Annotated in this window: 25 protein-coding genes and 1 pseudogene; 11 read left to right on the top strand and 15 right to left on the bottom strand. The window is 71.5% G+C overall.

The genetic code is table 11. From position 1 onward, the window contains the following. The first annotated feature begins 9 nt into the window (after window positions 1-9). Both ACH4KB_RS00540 and ACH4KB_RS00535 read left to right on the top strand, forming a co-directional pair. Complete coding sequence (locus ACH4KB_RS00540) at window positions 10-258, top strand: hypothetical protein (protein ID WP_398062209.1); 249 nt, start codon at window positions 10-12, stop codon at window positions 256-258. Then, entirely contained in the window at window positions 255-656 is a 402-nt protein-coding gene (locus tag ACH4KB_RS00535) for a DNA-binding protein (protein ID WP_398062207.1), read from the top strand. The genes ACH4KB_RS00540 and ACH4KB_RS00535 overlap by 4 nt, the downstream gene beginning before the upstream one ends. Window positions 657-1,005: 349 nt before the next feature. Here ACH4KB_RS00535 and ACH4KB_RS00530 read toward each other — a convergent pair whose 3' ends face one another. Together ACH4KB_RS00530 and ACH4KB_RS00525 are read right to left on the bottom strand one after the other, a co-directional pair. Beyond that, the gene (locus ACH4KB_RS00530) at window positions 1,006-2,562 is read right to left on the bottom strand and encodes a PQQ-dependent sugar dehydrogenase (RefSeq protein WP_398062205.1); all 1,557 of its coding nucleotides are present in this window, start codon (window positions 2,560-2,562) and stop codon (window positions 1,006-1,008) included. 216 nt (window positions 2,563-2,778) lie between these two features. Next, window positions 2,779-3,450: a lytic polysaccharide monooxygenase gene (locus ACH4KB_RS00525; RefSeq protein WP_398062203.1), complete on the bottom strand. Its 672-nt coding sequence runs from the start codon at window positions 3,448-3,450 to the stop codon at window positions 2,779-2,781. A 414-nt stretch (window positions 3,451-3,864) separates the two neighbouring features. On the opposite strand from ACH4KB_RS00525, the gene ACH4KB_RS00520 reads away from it, so the two are divergent. Continuing rightward, window positions 3,865-4,644, top strand: coding sequence for an ArsR/SmtB family transcription factor (locus tag ACH4KB_RS00520; protein WP_398062201.1), 780 nt, complete (start codon window positions 3,865-3,867; stop codon window positions 4,642-4,644). 425 nt (window positions 4,645-5,069) lie between these two features. Here the strand turns inward: ACH4KB_RS00520 and ACH4KB_RS00515 are convergent, their stop codons facing one another. After that, window positions 5,070-5,729, bottom strand: coding sequence for an SMI1/KNR4 family protein (locus ACH4KB_RS00515; protein ID WP_398062199.1), 660 nt, complete (start codon window positions 5,727-5,729; stop codon window positions 5,070-5,072). Window positions 5,730-5,896: 167 nt separating this feature from the next. Next, a complete protein-coding gene (locus ACH4KB_RS00510) occupies window positions 5,897-6,370 on the bottom strand; it encodes a hypothetical protein (RefSeq protein WP_398062197.1) in 474 nt (157 codons plus the stop codon). A 174-nt stretch (window positions 6,371-6,544) separates the two neighbouring features. On the opposite strand from ACH4KB_RS00510, the gene ACH4KB_RS00505 reads away from it, so the two are divergent. Together ACH4KB_RS00505 and ACH4KB_RS00500 are read left to right on the top strand one after the other, a co-directional pair. Further along, on the top strand, window positions 6,545-9,742 hold the full coding sequence (locus tag ACH4KB_RS00505; protein WP_398062195.1) for an AfsR/SARP family transcriptional regulator: 3,198 nt from the start codon (window positions 6,545-6,547) through the stop codon (window positions 9,740-9,742). A 127-nt stretch (window positions 9,743-9,869) separates the two neighbouring features. Further along, complete coding sequence (locus ACH4KB_RS00500) at window positions 9,870-10,526, top strand: hypothetical protein (protein ID WP_398062194.1); 657 nt, start codon at window positions 9,870-9,872, stop codon at window positions 10,524-10,526. Between the two features lie 55 nt (window positions 10,527-10,581). Here ACH4KB_RS00500 and ACH4KB_RS00495 read toward each other — a convergent pair whose 3' ends face one another. Beyond that, on the bottom strand, window positions 10,582-11,355 hold the full coding sequence (locus ACH4KB_RS00495) for a polysaccharide deacetylase family protein (RefSeq protein WP_398062192.1): 774 nt from the start codon (window positions 11,353-11,355) through the stop codon (window positions 10,582-10,584). Window positions 11,356-11,504: 149 nt separating this feature from the next. After that, a complete protein-coding gene (locus ACH4KB_RS00490) occupies window positions 11,505-11,717 on the bottom strand; it encodes a DUF4287 domain-containing protein (RefSeq protein WP_398062190.1) in 213 nt (70 codons plus the stop codon). A gap of 385 nt (window positions 11,718-12,102) precedes the next feature. Between ACH4KB_RS00490 and ACH4KB_RS00485 the strand changes: the two genes are divergently transcribed. Then, a complete protein-coding gene (locus tag ACH4KB_RS00485) occupies window positions 12,103-13,230 on the top strand; it encodes an NADH:flavin oxidoreductase (protein WP_398063306.1) in 1,128 nt (375 codons plus the stop codon). Between the two features lie 78 nt (window positions 13,231-13,308). Here ACH4KB_RS00485 and ACH4KB_RS00480 read toward each other — a convergent pair whose 3' ends face one another. From ACH4KB_RS00480 to ACH4KB_RS00455, 6 genes and pseudogenes are all read right to left on the bottom strand, one after another. After that, a complete protein-coding gene (locus ACH4KB_RS00480; protein WP_398062188.1) occupies window positions 13,309-14,403 on the bottom strand; it encodes a D-alanyl-D-alanine carboxypeptidase family protein in 1,095 nt (364 codons plus the stop codon). Between the two features lie 161 nt (window positions 14,404-14,564). Beyond that, entirely contained in the window at window positions 14,565-15,821 is a 1,257-nt protein-coding gene (locus ACH4KB_RS00475; protein ID WP_398062186.1) for an ATP-binding protein, read from the bottom strand. A 16-nt stretch (window positions 15,822-15,837) separates the two neighbouring features. Next, window positions 15,838-16,593 carry a two-component system response regulator CseB gene (gene cseB, locus ACH4KB_RS00470; protein ID WP_398062184.1) on the bottom strand — a complete coding sequence of 252 codons (756 nt, stop codon included), beginning with the start codon at window positions 16,591-16,593 and terminating at the stop codon, window positions 15,838-15,840. A 160-nt stretch (window positions 16,594-16,753) separates the two neighbouring features. After that, a complete protein-coding gene (locus ACH4KB_RS00465; RefSeq protein WP_398063304.1) occupies window positions 16,754-17,647 on the bottom strand; it encodes an endonuclease/exonuclease/phosphatase family protein in 894 nt (297 codons plus the stop codon). A 513-nt stretch (window positions 17,648-18,160) separates the two neighbouring features. Then, window positions 18,161-18,343, bottom strand: a pseudogene (locus ACH4KB_RS00460) (hypothetical protein); the annotation flags it as partial. A 23-nt stretch (window positions 18,344-18,366) separates the two neighbouring features. After that, the gene (locus tag ACH4KB_RS00455) at window positions 18,367-19,323 is read right to left on the bottom strand and encodes a carbon-nitrogen hydrolase (RefSeq protein WP_398062182.1); all 957 of its coding nucleotides are present in this window, start codon (window positions 19,321-19,323) and stop codon (window positions 18,367-18,369) included. 148 nt (window positions 19,324-19,471) lie between these two features. On the opposite strand from ACH4KB_RS00455, the gene ACH4KB_RS00450 reads away from it, so the two are divergent. Then, the gene (locus ACH4KB_RS00450; RefSeq protein ID WP_398062180.1) at window positions 19,472-20,503 is read left to right on the top strand and encodes a LacI family DNA-binding transcriptional regulator; all 1,032 of its coding nucleotides are present in this window, start codon (window positions 19,472-19,474) and stop codon (window positions 20,501-20,503) included. A gap of 37 nt (window positions 20,504-20,540) precedes the next feature. Here ACH4KB_RS00450 and ACH4KB_RS00445 read toward each other — a convergent pair whose 3' ends face one another. From ACH4KB_RS00445 to ACH4KB_RS00435, 3 genes are read right to left on the bottom strand one after another with little or no spacing between them, the layout of a single operon-like run. Further along, window positions 20,541-21,080 carry a hypothetical protein gene (locus ACH4KB_RS00445; RefSeq protein ID WP_398062178.1) on the bottom strand — a complete coding sequence of 180 codons (540 nt, stop codon included), beginning with the start codon at window positions 21,078-21,080 and terminating at the stop codon, window positions 20,541-20,543. Further along, window positions 21,080-23,200 carry a hypothetical protein gene (locus ACH4KB_RS00440; protein WP_398062176.1) on the bottom strand — a complete coding sequence of 707 codons (2,121 nt, stop codon included), beginning with the start codon at window positions 23,198-23,200 and terminating at the stop codon, window positions 21,080-21,082. Before ACH4KB_RS00440 ends, ACH4KB_RS00445 begins: the two co-directional genes overlap by 1 nt. After that, a complete protein-coding gene (locus ACH4KB_RS00435; RefSeq protein WP_398062175.1) occupies window positions 23,200-23,628 on the bottom strand; it encodes a hypothetical protein in 429 nt (142 codons plus the stop codon). The genes ACH4KB_RS00440 and ACH4KB_RS00435 overlap by 1 nt, the downstream gene beginning before the upstream one ends. A 477-nt stretch (window positions 23,629-24,105) precedes the next feature. On the opposite strand from ACH4KB_RS00435, the gene ACH4KB_RS00430 reads away from it, so the two are divergent. The 4 genes from ACH4KB_RS00430 to ACH4KB_RS00415 are packed head-to-tail and all read left to right on the top strand — an operon-like array spanning window position 24,106 to window position 26,702. After that, complete coding sequence (locus tag ACH4KB_RS00430; RefSeq protein WP_398062173.1) at window positions 24,106-25,365, top strand: ATP-binding protein; 1,260 nt, start codon at window positions 24,106-24,108, stop codon at window positions 25,363-25,365. Beyond that, window positions 25,362-25,766, top strand: coding sequence for a roadblock/LC7 domain-containing protein (locus ACH4KB_RS00425; RefSeq protein ID WP_007452160.1), 405 nt, complete (start codon window positions 25,362-25,364; stop codon window positions 25,764-25,766). Before ACH4KB_RS00430 ends, ACH4KB_RS00425 begins: the two co-directional genes overlap by 4 nt. Next, window positions 25,763-26,137: a DUF742 domain-containing protein gene (locus ACH4KB_RS00420; protein WP_398062171.1), complete on the top strand. Its 375-nt coding sequence runs from the start codon at window positions 25,763-25,765 to the stop codon at window positions 26,135-26,137. Before ACH4KB_RS00425 ends, ACH4KB_RS00420 begins: the two co-directional genes overlap by 4 nt. Continuing rightward, window positions 26,112-26,702, top strand: coding sequence for a GTP-binding protein (locus ACH4KB_RS00415; RefSeq protein WP_398062170.1), 591 nt, complete (start codon window positions 26,112-26,114; stop codon window positions 26,700-26,702). Before ACH4KB_RS00420 ends, ACH4KB_RS00415 begins: the two co-directional genes overlap by 26 nt. Window positions 26,703-26,706: the final 4 nt, after the last annotated feature.

Genomic DNA, 26,706 nt, shown 5'->3' with positions numbered 1-26,706 from the left:
CTTTGACTTATGCCCTCAACCACTCGCATCACCGTCACGCTCCCCAGCGACCAGGTGGCGGAGCTCCGCAAGCTCACGGACAACGTCTCCGGCTACGTGGCGGAGGCCGTGGCCCGCCAGATCCGGCACCAGCTCCTGGGCGAGGACCTCCGTCGGCATGAGGAGGAGCACGGGCCGTTCAGCGACGAGGAGCTCGCCGAGGCTCGCGCGAAGATCTTCGGACCCACCGGCACCTCCACGGGCGCGGACGCCGCGTGAGCGAGCGCGTCGAAACCGTCGTCCTGGATTCCGAAGGGCTCTCCGCCTGGATCACTCAGGACCGCAAGCTGCTCGCCATGCTTCAGGTCTTCCACGACATGGGAGCCGACCTGGTCATCGGGGCCAACACCATTGTGGAAGTCAGCCACTCCCGCACCAACATGCCTCGCCTGAACTGGGCCCTGTCCCGCGTCAAGGTGGAGCCCGTCACCGAACAGGCAGCGAAGGCGGCAGCGGAGCTGCTCAGAGGTGCTGGGCTGCACGGACACAAGTACGCCATCGACGCCACGGTCGCCGAGGTCGCCCTGCGCCAGCCGAAACCCGCCGCCATCCTGACCTCCGACAGCGACGACATGACCAAGCTCTGCGGAGACCAGGTCCGCATCGTCCCTCTCTGACGCGCCGGCCCACCCCGGGCACGCCCGCTGGCAAGGCCCGCCGCGCCACTATCCTCGTGCCCCAACCGTGCCCAGCAGAACGGACAACAGCGGACAGGTGCGGCCTCCCCAGGCCATGGCCATCTCGGCCGTCTCGTGGGAGAGCGCAGCTCAGGACGCCTTGGGGGCCCAAGCGCCGCTTATCCCAAGCTCGGAGCGCGAGTTCGATCAGCGCGGCCCGTTCGGTCGACTGCTCCGTGTGGGCCATCGTGTCCTTGAGCGCGGCCTCGGGCGGGTCCCTGGTCCCGAAGCCGAGTCGCTCATGGTCCTCCAGGACCGCGCTGACGAAAACCTGCCGCAGCAGCTGATCTCAGCGGCCGACCGCACAGGCGTCCCCGTTGAGCGTGAAGCGCGGCGGTGGCGACGAGTCGCCGGTATGGGCGGCGAGATAGCCGAGGGTGATGCTCGCGCCGGGGGCGATCGTGGCGTTGTGCGAGGTGTTGGTGGCCGCGATCGTGTTGCTTCCCTGGGTGAGGTCGGTGTTCCAGTCGGAGGTCACGGTCTGCCCGAGGGCCAGCGGGAACTTCAGCGTCCAGCCGTTCACCGGCGTGCTGCCGGTGTTGGTGATCGTCAGGTCGACCGTCGTACCCGTGCCCCATGCCCGCACGGTGGGCTGCACTCGGCAGGTGGGTTCCTCCTGGGCGAAGGACACGCGGTGCAGGCCGCCCGGCAGGTCGTTGACCGCGTAGAGCTCCCCGTCGACGGTCGTACCGATCGCCGTCACCTGGGTGGGCATCTCTCCTATCTCGGCCTGCTCGTAGCCGCCTTCGCCATCGGGGCGCAGCGCCCAGACGGTGGAGGAGCAGTAGTCGGTGGCGATGTACGTGCCGCCTACGAGGTCGGCGTGGCTCCGGCCCCGGTAGACGTGACCGCCGATGACCGAACAGCCGCCGGTGTACGGGGAGTAGGTGAAGACCGGCGCGGTGTACGTTTCGCCGGCGTCGCAGTCCCCGCCGCTGAACTTCTCCAGTCCCTCGTAGCAGGACCAGCCGAGGTTCAGACCTCCCTGTCCGGGCCTGATGTGATCGACCTCCTCCCACCGGCCCTGGCCGACGTCGCCGATCCACATCGAGCCGTCGACGCTGTCGAAGGAGAAGCGCCACGGGTTGCGCAGCCCGTACAGCCAGATCTCGTCGCGGGCGCCGGGAGTGTCCACGAAGGGGTTGTCTTCGGGCACGCAGTAGGGCAGCCGGCCGCAACTGCGGCTCACGTCGATGCGCACGATCTTGCCCAGCAGGGTGTCCAGCCGCTGCCCGGCACGGAGGGGGTCCGCGGAACCGCCGCCGTCACCGATGCTCCAGTACAGGTGGCTGTCCGGGCCGAACGCCAGCTGGCCCCCGTTGTGGTTGCTGAACTCGGAGTGCGGCTGGGAGAGCAGGACCTCCAGGCGGGAGTCGTCGAGCCGGTAGCGGGCAAGGGTGACCGCACCGTCGGGCAGTGCCGTGTACGCCAGGTACACGCTGCGGCTGTCGTCGTAGTCGGGCGGCACGGCGATGCCGAGCAGGCCGCGCTCGTTGCCCGATTCGTCCACGGCCGACGTGATGTCGATGAGCGGCTCCTGGGCGAGGCCGGTACGGGGGTGGTAGGCACGTACGGTTCCGGACTTCTCGGTGATGAACAAGCGGTCCGTGCCGTCATCGGGTGCGACGACGGCGGTCGGCCGTCTCAGTCCGGAGGCGACCTGGGTGGTGGTCGCGCGGAGCGAGGGAAGGGGGACGGAGGCGGAGTTCGCCACCGCGTCGGTCGGTGTGGTGGTCGCCGTCGCGGGAGGGGCTGCCGCGAGGGACTGGGCGGCGGCGGGCAACGCGGTGAGAGTGGTCAACAGGAGGACCAGCAGGAACTGCCCGGTCCAGCGGTGTCGCGACATGTCGGCTCCGGAATCGAGGACGCTTGCACGGCGGTGGCGGCGGTACGCGAGGGGGCGGCGGAATGCGAGGGGGCGGCGTGACGTCAGGGGGGGGGCGGCAGGACGTCAGGGGGGGCGGCAGGACGTCAGGACGCGGCGGGACCTCAGGGGGCGTCGGGACAGGGGAGCCCCGCCGGGCGTGTGGCGTCCGGCGGGAACACCCGGTGAGCGGAGAGGTCAACCGAAGTTCACATCGCTGCACAGGAAATACGTCTGGTCCATGTGCGATGCCTGCCAGATCGTGTAGACGACGTGGTGACCGGTGTAGCCAGACGTGCTCACGGGGATCGAGTAGTTCTGGCTGGGCCCGTACCTGCCGGTCTGCGCGACGAGTTCGAGGTCACTCCAGCGCAGCGCCTGGGTGGTTGGGTCGAAGCCTTGTCGGCTGACGTAGACCTTGAAGTAGTCCGCGCCGTGGCTGGCCTGGTCGTACAGCTTGACGGTGAAGTCATCGGTGATGTTCGTGGTCTTCCATGCGCCCACGGTGTCCATCGCGTTGTAGCGACCGCCCTCGGTCCGACCGCCGCTGCACAGCTGTCCGTCCGGTATGACCGCCTGGAAGTTGCCGGCGGAGCCGTTGCGGTACAGGCCGTTCCAGTTCCACATGGCGTTCGGGTTGGCCTGCCACGCCTGCCAGCACATCGGGTCCTGCTGTGCCATGGCCGGGTTCTGGAAGTCGCTGCCCCAGCGCTGCCAGCAGTCGTAGGCGCGTGATGCCGGGTCGACGACCGACCCGTGAGCCATGGCTGTGCCGCTCCAGGCGGTCATGCTGAGAAGCACCGCTGCGACGGTGCTCAGGACAAGCGTCAGAGTGCGCCACGGACGTGTGTTGCGTACATGACAATTCATGATCTCTTCCTTCGGTGGAGCCGGAGAAACCGGCGGAGTCGAGGGTGTGGGAGCGCTCCCGCACTTCCACAGTGCGCATGGCGTGACGGGACGGGCAATATCTGTTCACGCCACTTCAAGGCCGCCTGGCGCAAAGCGCTCGTGCTTCGAGGGCGGACGCCGGGCCCTGCGCCCTGAGGGTTTCCTCTCGCAGCAGGGCGGTGAACGGCCGCGGATTTCGCTGCCGGACGGCTGGACGCGGGACGGCGTTCGCAGCGGCGGGGCGAACGGGTCCGCGGTCCGCGGTCCGTCGGAGACCCGCCTCGACCATGGCCTCTCGCCGCTGGAGGACTACTCCAGCGACCTGCGGTCCAAGGGGCCCGACGACCCGTCGGGCAAGGGGCCCGACGACCTGTCGGGCGAGGGCCCTATCCAGTGGCCGGAGGCCGCGTTCCGCGGCCGGGGCCGGGGCCGGGGCCGGTCGGTGCGGCTGCGGAGTTCCACGACGAGTTGGCGCGGATCCGCCGGACGCCGGGCGACACCGCGCGCACCGACCTGGAGATCGCTCACCGGGGGCCCCTGCCGGCGCCGTTGCTGCGCGCCGATCTACCGGAGCGCATCGCCGACCTGCTGGAGTGGGTGTGGCGGGAGGCCGTGGCTCCCGACTGGCCGCGACGGCGGCGCGTCATCGAGGCCGATGTGGTCGCGCGGGCACGGCAGTTGAGCCGACTGGGCTGGGCGGCGGCTCTGGACGGCATGCATCCGGAGATGCGATGGCTGGGCAGCAACCGGCTGCAGATCAACACCCGCGCCTTCCCTCCCCGGCAACTGATCGGCGCGCAGCTGCTTTTCGTGCCGGTCACGGCGCGCAGGGGGTGGATCTCCACGGACCGTCCGGACTCCCTCGGCGCGGTCCACCGCAACGCCGTGGTGTACCCCTGCTCGGGCACGCTGGCGGAGCAGGAGCGAACCGTCGCTCCGGAGGCACTGGCCAAGCTGCTCGGTGCCGGGCGGGCGAGCGTTCTGATGCTCCTGGACAGCCCGATGAGCACGACGCACCTGGTGACGGTGACGGGCCAGGGTCTGGGTCCGGTGGGCCGCCACTTCAAGGTGCTCCTGGATACCGGACTGGTCGGCCGACGCCGTTCGGGACGGTCCGTGCTCTACTACCGCACCCCTGTCGGCGACGGGCTGGTGCGGGCACAGGACTCCTGAAGGTCGTCGTCCCACCTCATGCTCGTACGTACGTACGTACGTACGCCCGTCCGTCACGGCTCCCCATTTCCCCGCCGCCCCGGCGCCGCAGGTCCAGAGCCAGCGCCTGCGGGACCGCCCGAGTGCCTGTGTCGCGCCGCCCGTTCTCGCCCTCTTCGCCGTTGACGTCTCCGGGAGCGAGGCGGCGTACCGACGGCGCCTGCGATCGGTGCTCTCAGCCCCGGTGCTGGGCCGCACCGCGGATTTCGAGCAGGAGAACCTCCCGGTCGACGGTGTTCCGGACTGGCTCGCCGCTGTGAGTCCCCGGAGCAGGGGGCGGACAGCCCCGCGGTTCGTACGCGGGGCGGACAGCCCCGCGGTTCGCACGCGCCGGCTGTGACGGGTACGTGACGCACACCGGGGCCGGCCGGCCGTGGGCGACCTCGTCATCGGTGACGCGCAGCACGCTTCTCCACGGTCCGGTCGTCGCACAGCGGCACGACGTCCCACTGCAACCGCTGTTCCTCGTCCACCTCGGGCTTGAAGTGTTCGATGGGCCCGCCGGTCTCCAGCGACGTAGCCACGGTCTCCATGAGCACCGGCAGGGACGCCCACGCCTCATGGGATCCACGCATGACACCCTCCACGGCCTCGGCTTGATGGACACGCCCCCGATCGGTCTCCGGGCGCTGGTCCAGCACGAGATAGCCCCCGCCCACGTCCCGTGCGATGGGGATCAACCGCGGGTGTCCGTAGAGGACGCCACTGAACCCCATGTCCATGAAGTCGAAGTCCACCTCGTCCCCCTTCTCCTCCGCCGTGAGCCTGTCGTAGAAGCTGGTGAAGAGCCGCCACTCATCCGCGATCCGGCGTGCGCCGATCGGCCTGTAGAACCCGGGCAGCAGTGACCCTCCCTGGACGCGGAGGCCGTCGTGCCGCAGCAACGACTTCACCAGGGGCCTCGGGAGCGGGTAGCCGATGTCCCGTTCGGTCGCGGCGATGTCCGCCGGATCCGCGGGCTGCGCCAGCGCCGCGTAGGTCGTCGGCGCGTGCTCGGCGAGCCAGTTCTCGATACGTGCCCACGACTCACTGATCGGTGCGGTCATGGCACGGGATCCTGCCACCCGGTACTGACAAACACCGGTGCGGCCCGGGTTCGACCGCCGCCACCACCACCCTGCCGCCGCGTGGCGCGTGGCGCGTGGCGCATGTCGGTCCTGGCCGACGGCCCCGCGCGGACCCCACGTCCGTACGTCCGTACGTCCGTACGCCGTCAGCCGTGCATCGCGGAGGTGTACGCGAACAGGGCGATCACGCCGGCCACGCACACGAGGATCACCCATGAACTGAACCCGGTGTGCCTTCCCCTGCCGTTGCGCCGCGCGGACCTGCGGGACCGGCGGGACCCTCGGGCCCGCCCCGTCTCCGCCCGGTCCGGAGCGGGCCGCGCCGCGTCGGCCGCCGCGTCGGCCAGCAGGCGCCGGCAGGTCGCGGCGAGCACCCCCGTACCGGCGGAGAGGGGCACCACGGCCTCCGAACGCGCCGGAGCGGTGGTGCCGCCGTCCAGGATGCGGCCCGCGCGTACGAGAATCTCGTCCCGGCCGCCCGCCGGAGCGAGGCTGATCCACCGCCGTACGTGTTCGCCCCGAATGACCATCCCCCCGGACCGCTCCCGGTACACGGTGTGCTCCCGCCACAACACCGCCGCCAACTCCTGCGCGGTGTCTCTCAGTTGTGTGCCCACCATCCGTCCCCCCAGCTCGCATCGAATCGAACAAGCATCGAACTCTACTGGCGGATGCGGACCCGTAAGCATCAGCCCCACCCCGGAGCGGCCCGGCCCGCACCGTCCGGCGGCTGCTTCGGGCCGGTTGCGGACGGTGGCCGTTACAGTGGCGGTCGAAGGCGGGGGGCAGCAGCTGTGGACTTCGGGGTACTGGGTCCGCTGACCGTGTGGCGGGCCGGCGTACCGCTGGAACTGGGCACGCCGAAAGGGCGGATCCTCCTGGCGGTCCTGATGAGCCGACAGGGCCGGCCGGTCTCCGATGACGCGCTGGTGGAAGCGGTCTGGGGCGCGGAACAGCCGAAGAGCGCCGCCAAGAACGTGCAGACCTACGTCCACCGGCTCCGGCACCGCTTGGGCGACCCGGGACGCATCGCCCGCGAGGGCGGGGGCTACGTGCTGCGGGCCGACCGTGCCGAGGTGGACGCGGCACGCTTCGAGGACCTGGCGGACGCGGCCCGGACCGCGCTGGCGGCGGGTGAACGCGAGCGGTCGCGGCGGCTCTTCGCGGGGGCCCTGGGGCTCTGGCGGGGCCCCGCGTTCGCCGGGGTCGCCGACCTGCCGGCGCTGGGCCCGGAGGCCACACGCCTCGATGAACTCCGGCTCGGCGTGGTCGAGGAGCGGATCGACGTCGATCTGCGGCTCGGCCGGCACAGCGGGCTTCTCGGCGAGCTGACGGCGCTGACGATGGAGCACCCGTTCCGCGAGCGGATGTGGGCCCAGCTCATGCTCGCGCTGTACCGCTGCGGCCGGCGGGCGGAGGCGCTTCAGGCCTACCTCCAGGTCCGTGAGGTCCTGGCCGAGGAGACCGGCCTGGAGCCCGGGCACAGGTTGCGGGACCTGCACCGGGCCGTCCTCGGCGAGGACCCCGCACTGGACCGGCCGGTTCCGGACGCGAAACCGGACGCGAGACAGGGCGCGAAACCGGACCGGGAACAGGGCCAGGGACCGGACTGGGAACAGGACCAGGAACCGGACCGGGAACAGGACCAGGGGCCGGACTGGGAACAGGACCAGGAACCGGACCGGGAACAGGACCAGGAACCGGACCGGGAACAGGGCCAGGGACCGGACCGGGAACAGGACCACCAGGGGCCGGACCAGGAACAGGACCAGAAACCGGACCGGCGCATCGTCACCGGTGCCCGGATGCTGCCTCCGGCGCTCGGCGACTTCAGCGGGCAGCGGGCGGAGTTGGCGGAGATCGATGCCCGGCTCCGCGCGCACCGCGCCGCGGACGAACCGGCCGCCACGGTGACGATCTCGGGCCCCGGCGGGGTCGGCAAGACCGCCCTCGCGGTGCAGGCCTCGCATCGGCTGAGGTCCGCGTACCCCGATGGTCAGCTGTTCGCGGCGCTGGACGGCGCACGTACGCAACGGGTCTCCCCCGCCACGGTGCTCGGCCGCTTCCTGCGGGCGCTGGGAGTGCCCGCCACGGCGGTGCCGGACGATCCGGAGGAGCGCACGGACCTCTATCGGGGCATGCTGGCCGAGCGGCGGATCCTGGTGGTGCTCGACGACGCGTTCGACGAGGAGCAGTTGGCGCCCCTGCTGCCGACGAGCGGCACCTGCGGCGTGATCGCCACCGGTCGGGTGCGGCTGGCCGGCCTGGGGGGCGCGCACCGGGTCGAGCTCCGTGAGATGTCCGAGGCCGACAGCCTGGCCATGCTGCGCGCCACGGGCGGACGGCTGGCCTCGGCCACCCCGGCGGAGCTGTCCGACCTGGTTCGGCTGTGCGCGCGGCTGCCGCTGGCCCTGCGCATCGCCGGGGCGCTCCTGGTGTCCCGGCCGCACTGGCGCCCGGCGGATCTCGTGGCACGGCTGGCGGACGAACAGCACCGGCTGGACGCCCTGCGCTATCGGGATCTTGAGGTACGGGCCAGTTTCGGGCTGAGCTACGAGGGGATCCGGCCCGGAGCGCGGCGGCTGTTCCGGCTCCTCGGCTTGCTGGAGGCGCCCGATTTTCCGCTCTGGGCGGCGGCCGCCGCGCTCGACACCGGCCTGCGGGCAGCCCAGGAACTCCTCGACGAACTGGTCGACGTCCACCTCCTCGACGTCACCGGAACGCCCAACGGCCTGGCGCGTTACGGGTTCCACGACCTGATCCGCGCGTACGCCCGGGAACGCGCGGAGGCGGAGGAGCCGGGTGAGGCCCGGGACGGGGCCGTCGTCCGCGTCCTCAGCGCGCTCCTGGCCTTCACGGACATCGCCGACCGCGACCACATGGGACAGAACATGTTCCAGCGGGACGCCGTCCGGTGGCAGCCGGCACTGGTGGAGGCGAGCCTGCCGCCCTCCGTGCCGCCGATGCAGTTGCTGGACGCGGAACGGGTCCCCCTGGTGGCGGGGGTGCGGCAGGCCGCCGAGCTGGGCAGGGACGAGCTCTGCTGGGAACTAGCCGTGGGCGGGCACGCGCTGTTCGAGACGGAGCGGTACTTCGACGACTGGCAGGAGTGCTACGAGACGGCGATGGGCCTGGCCAGGGCCGCGGGCAATCTGCGCGGCCGGGCAAGACTGCTCATCTCGATGGCCGGACTGCTCTACACCCGGCGCCGCTACGGTCCGGCCGAGGAGTCCAACACCGAGGCCATGGAACTCTTCGAACGGATAGGGGATCAGCGGGGCTATCTGGAGGCGCTGAGCAACGCGCCGTTCTTCCTCGTGCCCAACGGCCGGCTGACCGAGGCGATCACCGCAGGCCGCGAGGCCTTCGAGCGGCTCGACGCGGGCGGGCAGCCGGCCGCGGCCCTGCACGCGTACTCCCAGGTCGGCCTCGCTCATCTGCAGGCGGGCCGGCCGGAGCGCGCGGCGGCGGTCCTCACGGAGATCGTCGACGGGGCGCGGAAGCAGGGCATCCGGGCCCTGATCGCGCGGGACACCTACTGGCTCGGCCAGGCACAGCTGGCACTCGGCCGGACCGCGGAGGCCGAGGTGTCGTTCACCGAACTTGCCGCGTGCGCGCGGAACATCGGCTCGTCCGGCACGTTCTACACCGCCCATGCCTGGGGCTGCCTCCACCTGGCCCGGGGCGAGTACGCCGAGGCGCGCCGCCGTCTCCTCGAAGGCGCCGAGATCGCGCACGCACTCCACGACCCCATGTTCGAGACCCGGGTCCTCATCGACCTGCTCGACGCTCGCCTGTACGGCCCCCGTGAGTGGTCGGCCGCGATCGGCCGGGGGGAGCGCGCGGTCGAGGTGGCCCGCGGAATCGACTACCCGTACCTGCTCGCGGCCGTACTGGAGAAGCTCGCCGGGCTGCGGGACGCGGCGGGCGATGACACCACCGCGCGGCGCCTGGCCGACGAGGCGGCCGTCGTGCGGGGCCGGATCCGCTGAACCGCATGGCGCGGAACCGCGCGTGCTCTTTCCGGCGTCACCCCGGGCGTGTACCAGCCGTATTCCGTGCTGTGGCACCCTGCGCGTCAACGACGGAACAGTTCTCGTGATCAGTGAGGTAGTAGTAGTGCACAAGCGACGTATCGTGTCCGCGGCCGCCGTGGTCGCCCTGGGCCTCGGGCTCTCGGCCTGTAGCGACGAGGACGGGGAGCCCGCGGCGAAGGAGTCACCGGCGGCGTCGGCCCCGGCCCCGTCCGAGCCGGACAGCGAGGCCGGCAGCGAGAGCCCCGACGCCGACAGCGGTGACGGCGACGCTCCGGCCGGGGGCGAGGGAGATGTCGCCGCCCCGGGCACCGAGCTCAAGGTCGGCGACAGGGCCGTCCTGCCCTTCGCGTACACGAGTGACAAGAAGGGCACCATCGCCGTGACCGTCACGGCGATCGAGAAGGGCGCCGAGGCCGATATGGCCGCCTTCGGTGACAAGGCGAAGGGAATGACGCCCTACTTCATCAAGATGAAGGTGGAGAACGTCGGCGGCACCGACCTGTCGTACGCGTCGCTGAAGCTGGACGGTGTGCTCGAAGGGGGCGCGGGCACGGGCATCGTGCTGATCGGCGACATCCCCGGCAAGTGCGACAGGGAGAGCGCGCCCCGCGAGTTCACCACCAAGGGCGCCTCGTACGAGACCTGCTCGCTCACCGCCACGAAGGGCGCACCGGTCACGGCCGCTCAGTTCGACGAGGGTGACACGTACAGCGACAGTCCGGTCGTCTGGGCCAACTAAGGCCCTGTATCGACTGTCAAAAGGCCTTGACGGGGGCGGGGCGAGCGGGCGTCGGTCAACGCACGGGGAATCCGAAGGAGTAGCCCTGCTCCGCCAGCCAGGGCAGAACCTGACGCAGAGCGGCCAGCGTCTGGGAGCGTTCCCCGCCCGCGTCGTGGAAGAGGACGGTCGGCCCGTTGGTGATCTCGCGCTTGACGGTGGCGACCATGGTGTCCGCGCCGGGGTGCTCGAAGTCCTTGGTGTCGACGTTCCAGCCCAGCGGCCGCATCCCGTGGGACGCGGCGAGCTGCCGGCTGTACGGGGTGAAGGCGCCGCCCGGGGCCCGGTAGTACTGCGACCGGACGCCACCGGACGCCTTGATGATCATGCGTTCGGCGTCCAGGATCTGCTGTGACTGGTAGGCCTCGGACTTGGTGTCCATGGTGGTGTCGTGCGAGACGGTGTGGTTGCACAGCCGGTGGCCGTCCGCCACGACCTGCTTGACCAGGTCCGGGTACGCCCGGGCCTGGGTGCCCACCATGCAGAACGTGGCCTTCACGCCTTCGTCCTTCAGCAGGCGCAGCACCTGCGGCGTCCAGACCGGGTCCGGTCCGTCGTCGATGGTGATGTTGACGCCCCGGTCCCCGCCGTCCGAGGCGTGCGCGATGTCCGCCGCCACCTTGGCCACCGGCCGGTCCCGCTGGTCCGGCGAGGCGACACTTCCCGACGGCCGGCCCCCGGTGGTGTCGGCCTGTGCGGTCCACACCGAGGTGGCGGCGGCCAGCGCCGTCACGCCGAGCGCCGCCGCGAGGAGTCGGCTGTGCCATGCCTTTCCCTTGTGCTTGCCCATGTCCGCCCGCCCCTTTTTTCTGTCTCCACCGATGCCGTGCACCCATCCAGACGGGCGAACGTCCCGGTGGGATGCCTCGGTTACCGATCGCGGACACAGCTGCAGGGAGTCGGCGACAAACGAGGGACTCAGGGCTGTCGGGGCAGCCCTCAGGTGCGGCTGCTTTCGGCGAGGGTGTGCGCGACCAGGGCGCCTGCGTGCCCGTGGCCCAGTCCGTGGTCGGACTTGAGCCAGGCGACCAGCTCCATGTGCTTGGTCAGCGGCGAGGCGCGGATGAGGGCCTTCCACTCGGAGACCGGGCGGCCGTACTTCTTCTCGATCGAGGGGAAGTAGCTGGCAGGGCCCTTCACGGCGTCGGTCATGGGGTGTCCCGTCTGTCGTGCCTTCCCCGTCGGGGAAGGCGTCGGAGGTATGACCGGGGGTGGGCGGTGATGTCATCGGCGTTCGGCTGTGGTTCAGGTCACAGTCCCGCGTCGCTGCGCCGCGTCGCCGCCCCGCGGGACTGTGACCCGCGTCGCGGCGACGCGCCGACCACCGCACGACCACCGGACGACCACCGGAGGCAGACTCCGTTCTTTGCCCGAGCTTTACCCGGATCAGGGCCGGTGCCGGGATGCCCACGCGGCGGGAGCGTGTTGGCGCCGGGTGGACACCCCCGGCTATCGACAGGAAACCGACGTGACAGACGTGACGGCACACCCTCCGACCAACGTCGCGCCCGACGGAACCGCCGGCGCGACGCCCGGCGTGACGCCCGGCGGGACAGGCACTGCGGCCCGCGCGGCGGACACCCTCTCCCGCCCGTTCACCGTCCGCGGGCTCACCAGCCGGAACCGGATCGCCATGGCGCCCATGACCCGGCAGTTCTCCCCGGACGGCGTGCCGGGGCAGGACGTGGTGGACTATTACACCCGGCGGGCCGCCGGCGACGTCGGGCTGATCATCACCGAGGGCACCTACGTCGACCACGCATCCGCAGGCACCAGCGACCGGGTCCCGCGCTTCCACGGCGAGGCGGCGCTCGCGGGCTGGGGAGAGGTGGCGGCCTCCGTGCACCGCGAGGGCGGCGCGATCATTCCCCAGCTGTGGCACGTGGGCGTCACCCGCACCGAAGGCGCCGGGCCCGTACCGGACGCCGAGCCGGTCGGCCCCTCGGGCCTGTCCCTGAGCGGCGAGCCCAAGGGGCGTGCCATGACGCAGCAGGACCTCGACGACGTCATCGCGGCCTTCGCCGACGCGGCGGCGGCCGCCGAGCGCCTCGGCTTCGACGGCGTCGAACTGCACGGCGCCCACGGCTACTTGATCGACCAGTTTCTGTGGTCCGGAAGCAACCGGCGTACCGACGCCTACGGTGGCGACCTGGTCTCCCGGACCCGTTTCGCGGCCGAGATCGTGGCGGCCTGCCGCGCCGCCGTCTCCGACGCCTTCCCTCTCTTCTTCCGGATGTCGCAGTGGAAGGCGGACGCCTACGACGCCGAACTCGCCGCGACACCGGAGGAGCTGGACGCCCTGCTCACGCCGCTGGCCGAGGCCGGTGTCGACGTCTTCCACGCGTCCACCCGCCGCTACTGGCTGCCGGAGTTCGAGGGCAGCGACCTGAACCTGGCCGGATGGGTGAAGAAGATCAGCGGCAGGCCGACCCTCACCGTCGGCTCGGTCGGCCTGGACGACGACTTCTTCAGCGCGTTTCAGGGCGACGACTCCAAGGTCACCGGCATCGAGCAGCTGCTGGACCGGATGGAGCGCGACGAGTTCGACATGGTCGCCGTCGGCAGGGCACTGATCGCCGATCCCGAGTGGGCGGCGAAGACCCTGCACGGACGCGCCTCGGACATCACCCCGTTCACGGCGGAGATGCTGAAGACGCTGCGCTGACCCGCGAGGCCTCGCCCCGGCGCCTCTGCCCTGTTCGCCGCTATGCCCTGTTCGTTCGCCGCTCTGCCCTGTTCGCCGCTATGCCCTCTTCGCCGCCGCCGGGAGGTCCGCGCGGATGGCGGTGATCAGGGCGTGGCTGACCTCGTGGGCCGCGGCGCTCCCCTCGGCGGGGGTGGTGCCGGCGCGCTGATGCAGGACGACCCCGAGGACCAGGCGGGGGACTCCGGCGACCTCCTGCGTGGTGGCCCAGACGAGGTTGCCGCCCGCCGGAGTGGAGGAACCGGTCTTGAGGCCGATGACCCCGTCACGCCCGAGCAGTTTGTTGGTGTTGCGGAAGGTCACCCCGGCTCCCGGGGCCGTGACGGAGGCGGTCGCCACGATCCGCCGGAAGGCCGGATCCTTCATGGCGGCGCGGGCCAACCGCAGTTGGTCGTCCGCCGTGCTCCTCGTGGTCGTCTCCATGCCGCTCACCCCGGTGTACGTGGTGGCGTGCATGCCGAGTCCGGCGGCGGCCCGGTTCATCTTCGCGACGAACTCCTTCTCGCCGCCCGCGTCCCAACGGGCGAGCAGACGGGCCACGTTGTTGCCCGACGGCACCATCATCAGCTCCAGCAGCCGTCGTTGGGTGTACTCCCGGCCGGCGAGCACAGGGGCGGTCGTCTCGACGGAGGAGTACGACTCGTCGGCCGCCTGCCGGTCGGCGACCACGGTCTCCCCGGGGGCGTCCGCCCGCATCGGGTGGCCCTTCAGGATCACGTAGGCCGTCATGACCTTGGTGACGCTGGCGATCGGGACCGGCTCCTGCTCGCCCCGGGTACCGAGGCTGCCGATCCCTTCGACCGCCACGCTCGCCTGGCCCTCGCGCGGCCAGGGCAGGTGCAGCGACCTGGCGAGCGGCGCCACCCTCTCCCCCGGACCATCGGCGGGGGCCGGCCCGACCGTGGACCTGCCGCCGCCGGCCGCGTACCACCCGCCGGTACCGGCCACGAGCACCACGGCGGCGGTCAGCGGTACGAGGACCGAGCGGCGGAGTCGCAAGCGGGAGCGGAAGCGGACGCGGAGGCCGCCGCGGAAGCCGCTCCCGGCGGCCGGGACGGGGTCGGGAGCGGGGGCGGGAACGGCGGGGGTGCCGGGAACGGCGGGGCTGCCGGGAACGGCGGGGGTGTCGGGCATGGGCTCCTCCTGGTGACCGGTGCGGTTTCCCGTACGTCCGTCACCTTCGAGGAGTCGTTCTTCCGCACCCGTACGGCTCCGTTTCCGCCCCCGCGAGAGTGCGTATCGGTTCCGTATCACGCCCATCGGGCCTATCAGGCCCATCAGGCCCATCAGGCCTATCAGGCCTGACGCGGGGCCAGGTCGAGCGTCGCGAGCGCTCCGCCGCCCGGGGCGTTCGCGAAGGTCAGCCGGGCTCCGAGCACCTCGGACTGGCCCTGGGCGACCGTCAGTCCGAGACCGTGCCCCCGGCCGCGTTCGCTCGCGCCGGTGCGGAATCGCTGCGGTCCCCGCTCCAGCAGGTCGGGCGGGAAACCGGGTCCGTGGTCGCGTACGGCGATCCGCGCCCCGGTCACGGTCACCGCGACGGGGGCCGAGCCGTGCCGGTGGGCGTTGGTGACGAGGTTGACCACGATCCGCTCGACCCGGCGCGGATCCGTCTCCACCACCTCGGCGGCCCCGACGTCGACCCGGGTGTCCGTGCCCGTACGCCGCACCACGTCGGCGACCAGCTCGCCCAGCGGCACCGGGTCGAGGCGGGCCCGCTCGGCGCCCGCGTCGAGGCGGGAGATCTCCAGCAGGTCCTCGACCAGCGCGTTGAGCGCCCGCAGCCGGTCCCGTACGAGACCGGTCGCCTCCTCGTCGTCGGGCAGCAGCCCGGCGGCGGTGACCAGGCCCATGAGCGGGGTGCGCAGTTCGTGCGCGACGTCGGCGGTGAAGCGGCGCTCGGTCTCCAGCTTGCGCTGGAGGGCGCCGGCCATGTCGTCGACGGCCGCCGACATCTCGGTGATCTCGTCGCGGGCCCGTCCGCCGGGGCCGATGCGGGCGTCCAGGTCGCCGTCGGCGATACGGCGGGCGGTACGGGCTCCGTGGCGCAGCCGCCGGTTGATCGGCTCGGTGACGAGGGCGGCGAGCGGGACGACGAAGACGAGGGCGGCGAGAACGGATTTCACGATGCTGCGGTCCAGCAGCTGGAGGCTGCGGACCTCGATGCTCATGTCGTCCCGGACGACGAGGATCCGATCGTCGCCGACGGCCACGGCGCCCCACATCCAGTACCAGTCGGGCGGATCGACGTCGTACCAGATGGCGTACCCGCCGTCGGTGGCGGGATTGCGCTCGGCGAGGTCGCGCGCCAGCGGCTCGGGCAGCTCGGCCCTGGTCCGTACGTCGATGTCGGCCGGGGCCCTCCCCGTGCGGTCGTACTCCCGCTCGGCCGCGATCAGCCGGGTGAGGGTCCGGTCCTGACCGACGCGCAGCCCGCGCTCCCGGGTCGCGTCGTGCACCAGGAAGCCGACGACGGCCGCGACCGCGCAGCACGCGGCGGCGGCGAGGGCGGCGATCTTCCAGCGCAGGGCGCGGGGGTTGAGGAAGTCCACGGCGTCCGCCGGCCCCTCAGCCGCGGACGAGCTTGTAGCCGAAACCGCGGACGGTCTCGATCCGCCCGCTGCCGATCTTCTTGCGCAGCCGCAGTACGCACAGGTCGACGACCCGGGTGTCGCCCTCCCAGCCGTAGTCCCACACATCGCGCAGCAGCCGGCGGCGGTCGAGCACCGAGCCGGGCGCGGCGGCGAACTCCAGCAGCAGGCGGAGCTCGGTCGGCGTCAGCGACAGGGTCTCGCCGGCCCGGCGCACCTCCATGCCGAGGGTGTCCACGCTGAGGTCGCCGAAGACCAGGATGTGGTCGGCCCGGCCGGGCTGCCCGGCCGCGGGGCCCTCCGTCTCCGGGCGGAAGGTGGCGCGGCGCAGCAGAGCGCGGATCCGGGCGACCATGACGGCGGTGTCGACGGGCTTGATCACGTAGTCGTCGGCCCCCGCCTCCAGGCCGGCGACCACGTCGAGGGCGTCACCGCGCGCGGACATCATCAGGACCGGGACGGGGCTCTCCTCACGGATCCGGTGGCACAGGCCGATGCCGTCCAGCTCGGGCAGCATCACATCGAGGATCAGCAGGTTGTACGCGCCGGCCCGGAAGGCCTCCAGGCCGCTGAGCCCGTCGGCGGCCACGTCGACCCGGTAGCCGTAGCGTTCCAGGGCCAGTTGGACGGCGCGGCGGATGGTGGCGTCGTCCTCGACCACGAGCACGCTGACGGGGGCCGGGGGCGGCCGCCGGGCTTCGGACACGCTGCCTACCTGGGCGTTCGAGGTCATCGGTCGCTCGCATCGTAGTCGGGGAAGGGCTTCGGTCCGGGGCATCCGGGCCGCCACCCGGCCGTCACCCGGGCCGTCGCGCGGGCCGTCACCCGGGCCGTCGCGCGGGCCGCCACCCGGGCCCGTCGCGCGGGCCGTCGCGCGGGCCGTCGCGCGGAGGTCACCGGCCCAGTGTGGCCGCCACCGGAAGGTGGTCGCTGCCGGTGGCGGGCAGGGTCCACGCGGCGCGCGGGGTCATCCCCCGCACCAGCACGTCGTCGATGCGGACCACCGGGAACGCGGCGGGCCAGGTGAACCCGAGGCCGTCGCCCGCCTCCCGTTGCGCGGAACGCAGCTGCGAGGTCACCGGGGCCAGGGCACCGTCCAGATACGTCCCGTTGAAGTCGCCCAGCACCACGACCCGGGGCGCGGGCTCCGCCCGGAGCGCGGCGGCCAGCTCGCGGGCCGCCTCGTTGCGCCGGCCGGTCGTGAAGCCGGCCGCCGAGACCCGTACCGATGCCAGGTGGGCCGCGTACACGGCGACGGGCCCGTCCGGGGTCCGGGCCGTGGCACGCAGCGCGCGGGTCCACGGCATGATCGGCACCGCCTTCACGTCCGCCAGCGGGTACCTGCTCCAGATGCCGACCCCGCCGATCACCGCGTGGTGCGGGTAAGCGGCGGCCAGTTCGCGGGAGTAGACCGTCACCGACGCGTCGGACAGCTCTTCGAGCGCCAGGACGTCCGCGCCCGCCCCGACGAGTGCGCGCGCGGTGCCGGCCGGGTCGGTGTTCCCCTCGTTCACGTTGTGGCTGACCACCGTCAGGCCGCCGCCGCCCGAGCGCTTGTCGGTGAGCGCGCCGCCGAAGAGCGTGCCCCAGACGACGGCGGGCGCGAGCACCGCCACGGCGGCGGCCCGGGACCGGCGTACGGCGGCGAGGACGAGGAGGAGGGGCACGCCGAGACCGGTCCAGGGCAGCAGCGTCTGGAAGAGACTGCCCGCGTTGACCCCCGCGTTCGGGACCCACGCGTGCAGCGCCATCGGCACGGCCCACAGCACGGCGACGGCGGCGAGCAGCCGGCCCGGCCGGCGGGAACCGCTTGCCTCGGCCGCCGCCCGGGTGCCTGGGGGTACGGAGGCGGCCGGGGGCACGTGGGTGCCCGGGGGCACGGAGGCGCCCGGGGGCACGTGGGTGCCCGGGGGCACAGAGGCGCCCGGGGGTACGCGCGCGGCTGACGCCGGGGCGGGTACGGAGCCCTCGTGGGCGCCGGAGCACTTGGAGGTGCCTAGGCCCTCGCCACTGCCGGCGGCCTCGCAGGAGCCGGGGCCCCGGACCGTGTCGAGGCCCTCGCCACTCCCAACGGCCTCGCCACCGCGCACGGCCTCGTGGGGGTGGGGGTTCACCGGCCCACCGGCGCCCATCTCCTCGCGTGGGTCCAGGCCGCCTCTCCGGGTGCTCAGCACGGCACGGGTCTCCCAACGTCACGTACACCGGGGATCGGGTACGCCCCCAGCGTCCGCGAGCCGTACTTCCGGCCGGTCAGAGCGCTGCTTCGGGGACCTTGCGGGTCCGTTTCGGTTACGTATCGGTCAGCGTCCCGGGAGGACTCCGCCGGCCTGGTGCACCGCCTCCTCCGGGTCCATCCGCGCCCCCCTCCCGTACGCCTCCGTGAACGCGTCGGCTCCCAGCGTGGCCCGGGCCCCGGCGGCGACGCGGTCGACGTCGGCGCGCTCGGCGGGTGGCAGCGGTGCCCCCGCCCGCCGCCGGTGCGCACGGCTGCCGTCGGGGAGGCCGGTCACCCCCTGCGGCGGTGCGTCTCCGTGAGCGGGCCGTACGCGTCCGGCCGGCGGGTGGTCAGGAACGGGAACAGCTCCAGCCAGTCGCGGCGGGCGTCGAGATCGAGATCGGCGACCAGCACGGCGGCCTCGTCGCGCGGGGCCTGGGCCAGGACGCGGCCGTACGGGTCCACGACGAAGGAGCTGCCGTAGAAGGTGAGGCCGTTCTCCGCGCCGATGCGGTTCGGCACGATCATGAAGGTGGCGTTGGCGATGGCGTTCCCGGTGATCACCTTCTGCCAGAGCGGCTGGGAGTCGAAGCCGGGGAAGCCGGGCTCGGAGCCGATGGCGGTCGGGTAGACGAGGACGTCGGCCCCGGCGAGCGAGTAGGCGCGCGCCAGCTCCGGGAACCACTGGTCCCAGCAGGTCGGCAGGCCGAAACGGGCCTCGTCGACCGTGACCAGCGGGAAGGCGTCGTCGCCCGCCGGGCCGGGACGGAACCAGTCGTCCTCGTAATACCCCTCGGTGACCGGGATGTGGGTCTTACGGGTGCGCTGGGCGAGGGTGCCGTCGGGGGCGACGAGGATCGCGGTGTTGTAGCCGAGGCCGTCGTCCTCGCCACCGGGCGCCGGGGCCTTCTCGTACAGCGAGGCGTGCACGTACACGCCGTGCTCGCGGGCGGCCTCGGCCGCGAAGGTGAAGGTGGGGCCGGTCAGCAGCTCCTCCGGGCCGGCGGGCTCGGGGTGGTCGGCCCGGCGCGCGACGGCGAAGTACGGCGACAGCGTCAGCTCCTGGAGGCAGACCACGCGGGCGCCCTCGGCCGCGGCGATCCGGATGCCGTCCAGCAGGGCGGCCCGGTGCTCGGCGGGGTCCCGGTGCCAGCGCTGCTGGACCGCCGCGACGCGCAGGGGTGCGCGCTCGGCGGGGCGGGTCCGGGTCGGGGAAGCGGGCGGGTCGTACGCGGTGATCAGACGCATGGCGGATTCCTGGGGAGGGAGGGCGACGGGCGGCAGGGGGCCGCGAACAGCGATGCCGGAACGTTCCGGCACTCCAGAACCTAACTCTGCCGGAACGTTCCGGCAACCCTCTGCCCCGCCCGTCCGCGAACGTCTAGACTTCACCCCCGTGACCTCCCGGACCGTGACCCTGCTCGATGTCGCCCGCGCCGCCGGGGTCTCCAAGAGCACCGTCTCCGACGCGCTCCAGGGCTCGGGGCGGGTCGCGGAAGCCACCCGGGACCGGGTCCGCGCGGTCGCGGACGACCTCGGCTACCGCCCCAACAGCGCCGCCCGGCGGCTGCGCCGCGCCAGCACCGGAGCCGTCGGACTGCATCTGCCCGCGACGGCGACCCGGCTGGACTACTACATGAACCTCGCCTTCGGGGCGGTCGAGCGCGCCCAGGAGGACGGGCTCGACATGGTGCTGCTCGCCCCCTCGGGGGCGGCGGGCGGGCGGATCGCCTCGCGGGTCGACGGCCTGCTGGTGATCGACCCGGAGGCCGGCGACAGCGCGGTGCCGGGGCTGCTCGACGCGGGCGTCCCGGTGGTGACCGGCGAGCGCTACCTCGGCCCGGCCGCCGGCCCCAGCGGTGCCGTGGTCTGCGACAACGCCGCCTCCCTGACCGCCCTCCTCGACCATGTCACCGAGCGCGGCTCCCGCCGCCCCGCGCTCCTGGCCCCGTCCGGCTCCTCCGCCTGGGCGACCGCCCTGCGCGCGACCGCCGACGCCTGGGGGCGGTCCCACGGGGTGGAGGTGACCCTGCGCACCGTGCCGTTCGCGGCCACCCCGGCCGAGACCGAGGCCGCCACCCGGGCCCTGCTCGCCGCCGACCCCGCCGTGGACGCCGTGATCTGCGCCCCGGACGGCTCCGCCCCGGGCGTCCTGCGCGCGGCGGCGGCGCTCAGCCGGGAGGTCGGCAGGGCCGGGGAGGCGGACCTGCGCACAGGCGTCGCCGTCCTCGTCGCCTCCTGCGTGGACGGCCCCGCGGCCCGGGGAGCGGAACCGCCCGTCACCGCGGTCGACCTGCGCCCCGCCGCGTACGGGCGCGCCTGCGCCGAGCTGCTCTGCGACATCCTCGCGGACCGCGCGGCCCCCGACACGGTCCGCCGCCACGCGTGGTCACTGGAGGTCCGCGCCTCCACGGGGTCGCGGGCCTGACCTGCCGCGACCCGGACCGGCCGATCAGGACATCACGTCAGGCCGCCGGACAGGCCATGGTCTTCTTGACCCGGGGAACGAAGTCGAGCATGAAGGCCTCCATGTCGCTCCGCCGCTCGTTCACGTCCTTCGTGGCCTTTTCACCCGCGATGAGGAACACCACCAGGTGATCGGCCTGCGGCAGGCCGCACGGGGTGCTGATCATGACGTTCCGGTCGCCCATCGCACCGGAGCCGTCGAACGGCAGGGGCGCCATCTTCTTCCGGTTCGTGAACCGGAAGGAGTCCAGCTCGCCCATCGGATCGTAGAACTTGTCAACCTGCTCGACCGAGAAAGAGACCGCCCGGTAATTATCCACGTTGATGCTGCAGTAACTTCCGACTTTTTTCACGACGGAGTCGCCGACCACGTCGAGCTTCTCACCATGAGGCAGAAGAGGCGTCAGCTCCTTTTCCCCCATCGGGACTCCACACGCCTCTTTCGGTATCGCGTACTCACGCGACGATCCGCACCCTGATACGAACAGCGCCAGCCCGACAAACGCCACTGCGGTGCGCAGCCGGAGAGATTCCCTCATCACTGGTCCCCCACGACCCCTTCGGCCTTGTCGTTCCCGTCGTTGGCGGACGCTCCGATGGAGCTGTAGACGCCGTGTTCTTTCGAGTACCCCTCATGGCTCGGATCCTTGGCCCAGTCCTCGTTCACCTTGTACCACTCATCGGCAATGGCTCGTAGCTGCCCGCTCCGCTTCTCATAGGTGTCCTGATGCTCACCCGTGGCGGTGGCGTTGATCTCGTTGGACTTGTCCTGGAGCCAGGCCGTGGTGATCAGGTCGACTCCTCGCTGCAGTGGGTCGCCCAGCGTCCCGCCGCCGAGCGGGGTGAGGACACCGCCCACGAGGTGGTAGGTCCACGCCTTCTGCCACGAGGCGTCGGTGAGGTCGCCGTCCTTCTTGTCGTTGGTCGCCTGGTACCTGGCCTCCTCCAGGAACCCAACGGTGCGGCCGGCCTTGTCCAGGCTGTCCTCGGGGTTGTTCTCCGTAGGGTCGGTCTTGGCCGCCTCCGTGTGGATGTCACCGAGGATGGCGATGTTCATCTGCTCCGTGAGCAGTCCGTACGTGTCCTTGTTGCGGGAGATCTGCTTGCTCACTTCCATGAGCTGACCGGAATCGAGACCCTTGGACCCCAAGGGGTCGCTCATCGACTTGTGCACGGCCTCTCCGTGATTGCCCATGGCCCTGGCCATGTCGTCACGCATCTCGGCCGGGAAGTCGTTCTCGGTCTGTGCGAGGAACTGCAGCGAGCGCTTCATCGCTTCGGTCTGCTCCGGGGTGTGCTCCCCGAACCTCACATTGTCGGCGTCAGGGTCGCTGACGCCCGAGACCGCCGCGAACATGGCCTTGCCGGTCGCCTCCAGCGCCGGATTGGGACCATCGTCCAGCGGCGTGTCGTCAAAGGATGCGCGTTCCTTGAGCACCCACTCCGCATTGTCCTGAGGTTCCTTGGCGTTGAAGAACGCGGTCGACGCGTCGGGGCTGTTGGAGAGCGCCGTCATGAACCCGGTCATCGGATCGCGGCCGAACTCCTCGTCACCCATGAAGTTCATCTTGGGCATGTTCGGCCCACCGGTCGCGCCGGACCAGTAGTTGCCCGGGACCTTCATCTTCTTCTCGGTCTCGACCAGCGAGTTGCCGTACTTGTTCAGGAACTGGTCGTCGTAGTCCCCGACCCGCATCAGGTTGCCCATCAGCTGGTACCCCCACACCTGCGAACCGCGGGTCTGGTAGCGCTCGCCCGCGGACTTCACCATGTCGTTCTCCCACGCGCGCATCGCGGGGCTGTCCGACTGGGTGGCGCCGGCGAGTGTGAGGCCGAGGTTCTTCTGGAAGTCACCGAGCTGGTTCAACTGGGTGCGGGCCAGGTCGTTCGTGGTCGAGACGTCGGTGAGGTCGGCCCAGAAGTCCAGCGTCCCCTTCGCGCCGAGCGTGGTTGCGAACTTCTCCTGGAACAAGGGGTCGTTCTTGTACGCCCCGAGGGTCGCGTTGAGCTTCTGGAACTCCGCGGGCGACATCTCGTCACCCTTCTCCTTGATGACCTTCGCCGCCTCTTCCGCCTTCTTCAGCGCGTCGGCCGCAGAGTCGCGGTCCTTGTACTGCGCCCCGGAGAATCCCAGTTCGGCCTGGTCGGCGATGGCCTTCAGCACCTTTGCGGCACTCGTGTCGCTCTCGGTCGCTCTGCTCAGGATCCGCTGTACGTCGTCCCTCAGGTGGTCCACGTCCTGCTGCGAATGATCCGCGACCTCGGTGCCCCTGGCCGCCCGGTCGGGGTGGATGAGCATCGTGACGGTGAAGCCGCCGTTGCCGGTGGGCACCACCGTGATGTTCTTCTTCCGGCCCCGCTCCAGCACCTGGTCCAACTCGCTCTTGTACTCCACGAGCTCGTCGCGGGTGTCCTTGAGCACGTGGTGGATCGTCGTCGCCTGCGTGTGGGCGTCGGCGAACTCGCCCGCCGTCTTCGTGATGAACTCACGGGACACGGTGGCGTTCACACCGGCCCAGCTCGCCTTGTCCGCCTTTGCCTTCAGGTCGTCGCGGGCGTCGCCCTCCAGCACCTTGAGCTTGTCCACCACACCCTTCCAGGCGGTGATGGCCTCATTGAGTCGGGAGAAGTTCCCATCGCGCAGGGCTTCGAGATCCATCAGCGCTGGGTCCTCTCGGTGAAGCCCTCGTCCAGAGTGGAGATGCTGCTGACAGTGGAGTAGATGTAGTACTCGTCCCCCGCGTGGGCCTTCTTGGTGAAGTCCATGTGGTTGGAGATGTGCGCGCAGGCGTCGAGCAGCGAGGTGAGCTGCTTCTCCCACCGCTCCTGTACGTGGTCGAGCCCGCCGCCGAGCGCGAACCCCTGCGTGGTCAGGTCCCTGGCCGCGCCCTGACTGGCGGACCATGCGTCACGCCCCTCCTTGCCCAGTCGCTCGAAGAGCTTGAAGGCGCTGTCACCCACGGCCGCCAGATCCTTCTGGTTGACGTTGAGATCGCCTCCTGGCTCGGCGCCGCCACCCTCGTCCGGCACACGGTTGAGCCGCATCGCCGCATCGCTCTTCAGCTGCTCCCACTCATCCCACGCCATCAAACGCCTCCCCGTCGGCGACGCCCCCCCGTGGAGCGACCGTCTCAACGTACCAATGGCGCCCGATCGGCCACGAGGGACGGCCGCAGAGGTACGACACCACCTCATCGAGCGAGGCCGGACAGGGGCCCTCACCGCGACCGGGACACCTGTGGCCGGGGCCGGCAGCGGGGCCCGCGAGGCCCCCAGCAACGGCGACCGATCGCCGTCCTCCGCGTCTCCGCAATGTGAACGTTGTGAGTCGACTGGCAACTGGCGTGGCGGCCTTGACATTTCACCGCGCGGCCGGTGATAAGATCATCTTACTTCCAGTGGGCTGATGGCGTATGGGGGCATTCCGGGAGGGATGGACTCCTCGGCCCCACCTTCGGAGGGGCACCTCCCGAAGCGGCGCACGGTCGTGGCGAAAGAGCCCTGGCTGCGTGCCGCATGACGGGGTGTCAAGCCGTTTCCGCCATGGCACTTGAAGTGAGTCTCATGACATTTCCACAGGGCCCCGTCATCTGGGCGCTGGTTGTCGTAGCACTGGTCGCCGTGGGTGCCGTTCTGCGGGCTCGCGCGACCAACGTCAAGCTCCGCAGACACCATGCGGAGCTGCGCCAGGAGCGCGACGCGCTCCTGCACCAACGCGACGAACTCCACGTCGTCCACAACGGTCTGCTTCAGCGTCAGTCCACCGAGCTGGCCGAGGTCCGCAAGGACGCCGAGGAGGAGACCAAGGCCGTCCTCAAGGCCGCCGTCCGCACCCTCCAGGGTCTCGCGGACGAACAGCAGGTCGTGATCGAGAAGGCCCAGCGCAAGTACGGCGACGACCCCGGGATCCTCGCCGACCTGATGGCCATGGATCACGCCAACAGCCAGTTCGGCCGGCGCGCCCAGGGCATCGCCGTGCTCTGCGGCGGCTGGCTCGGCCGGCGCGAGACCGTGGCCTCCGTCTTCGACGTGGCCCGCAGCGCCCAGGGCCGTATCCGGCACTTCGACCGGGTCCGCGTCAACGGCCAGGTGAACTTCTCCGTCGTCAGCCGGGCCGTCGAACCGGTCGCCGTGGTCCTCGCCGAGCTGCTCGCCAACGCCACGAACTACTCCGCCCCCGGCACCCCGGTCGAGATCAACATCCAGGCCGTGCCGACGGGCGTCTGCCTCATCGTCGACGACGCCGGCCTCGGCATGGGCCAGGAGGAGAAGGACCGCGCGGCGGCCCTCCTCTCCCCCCAGGCCGCGATCAGCGTCTCCAGCCTGGGCATCCCGCCGCAGTTCGGTTTCGCCGTCTCCGGGATGCTCGCCGCCCGCTACGGCTTCCGGGTCTCGGTGGACTCCGTTTCCCCCTATGGAGGCGTACGCGCGGTGGTCCTCATCCCCGACGAACTGCTCACCACCGAGGCGCCGCCGGCCGCGGCGCCCGTCGAAGCACCCGAAGCGGCGGCCCCTCCCCACGCGCCGCAGGAGCAGCGGGTGCTCCAGGCCGACCAGTGGCAGGCCCCGGCTCCGGCACCCACCCCGCTCTTCCCGCCCGCCCCGCAGCAGCCCGACACCGCCACCCAGCCGCTGGCCCAGATCACCACCACCGCCGGGGGGCTGCCGAAGCGTCGTCGTAAGAGCCCGGTCTCCGCGGTGCCGTCAGCGGAACCGGAGCCCGTGCGCAGCAACGAGGAGACCGCCTCCCGACTCGGCGCGTTCCAGCGCGGCACCCGGTCCGGACGCGACACGACGACGACGGAAGGACCCGAGTTCCAGTGAACCCCGATCTGTCCTGGGTGCTCAACGACCTGCTCCAGGTACCCGGCGCCCGGCACGCGATCCTGGTGTCCGCCGACGGCCTCCTGCTCGCCAACTCCAGCGAGATCGGCCGGGACGACGCGGAGACCGTCGCCGCGGCGATGAGCTCCATGCAGTCCCTCAGCCGGGCCGTCGCTCCCTTCATCGGAACCCGTGAGCCGGGCCGCTGGCGGCAGACGCTCCTGGAGTACGAGGACGGCTGGATCTTCCTGATCGCCGCCGGCACCGGCGCGTACCTGGCCGCCACCGCCGCCGCCGACGTGGACATGGAGGCGATGTCCTTCCGGATGCAGCAGCAGGTCACCGCACTGGGGAAGGCGATGACCACGCCGCCCCGCCAGAACGCGAGCAGCGAAATATGACGGCGCCGGGCGAGGAGCAGCAGGTCAGCAGCGGGTTCGTCCGGTCCTACGTCATCACCGGCGGACGGGGGCTGCCCGACGCGGACGACCTCTCCCTGGTCACCCTGGTCACCCTCGCGCCCGACCGCCAGCCGCCGCCGAACCCGAGCCCCGAGGTCAGGGCGATCTGGGAGCTGTGCTCCGGCGGCTATCTGTCGGTGGCCGAGGTCGCCGGCCACCTCGGCCTGCCGGTCGGGGTGGCCCGTCTCCTGCTCCAGGATTTAAACCAGCAGGGACATCTGCTGCGCCGGAAGGCGCCGCCGCCTGCCCAGCTCGTTGACAGGAAGATCCTCGAAGAGGTGTTGCATGGACTCCAAGTCCGGTTCGGCTGAGAGCATCTACGTGCCGGACGCGGTGCAGCGCGCGGCGAAGATCCTCGTCGTCGGGCACTTCGCCGTGGGCAAGACGACGCTGATCGGCACACTGTCCGAGATCACTCCGCTGCGCACCGAGGAGCGGATGACCCAGGCCGCGGCCCAGGTCGACGATCTGCGCGGCGCCCCCGACAAGAAGACGACGACGGTCGCCCTGGACTTCGGGCGGCTGACGCTCAGCGACGAGCTGGTGCTGTACCTGTTCGGCACGCCGGGCCAGCAGCGGTTCGTGGAGCTGTGGGAGGACATGGCGCGCGGCTCGCTGGGCGCGCTGCTCCTGGTCGACCCGGCCCGGCTCGCCGACACGTTCCCCGTCATCGACCTGGTCGAGACGTACGGGCTGGAGTACGCGGTCGCCGTCAACAGCTTCGACCCGTACTCGCGGCACGCCGAGAACGAACTGCGCGAGGCGCTCGACCTGCTGCCGGACACCCCGGTCGTCTTCTGCGACGCCCGGGACCAGAACTCCTCCGCGCAGGCCCTGATCACCCTCGTCCGCCACCTGCTCGCGCACGCGGCCTGACCCA

Origin of the sequence: Streptomyces sp. NPDC017520, from assembly GCF_044329855.1 — a bacterium.
Taxonomy (GTDB): domain Bacteria; phylum Actinomycetota; class Actinomycetes; order Streptomycetales; family Streptomycetaceae; genus Streptomyces.
This window is presented reverse-complemented; position numbering and strand designations above follow the sequence as displayed.